Consider the following 226-nt stretch of genomic DNA (forward strand, 5'->3'; position numbering starts at 1 on the left):
TAGTACTCTGTAATTTTTCGCTATGATAAAACCTCTTGCATATAATCTTTAATTGTTTTCATGTTTTAGTACTCTGTAATTTTTCGCTATGATAAAACCTTAGTAGTTACCACTACGTCCTGCTTATTGTTTTAGTACTCTGTAATTTTTCGCTATGATAAAACATAAATTATCTAAAATAACTCACGAATGGCGTTTTAGTACTCTGTAATTTTTCGCTATGATA

The organism is Veillonella parvula (genome assembly GCF_001553335.1).
GTDB lineage: Bacteria > Bacillota > Negativicutes > Veillonellales > Veillonellaceae > Veillonella > Veillonella parvula_S.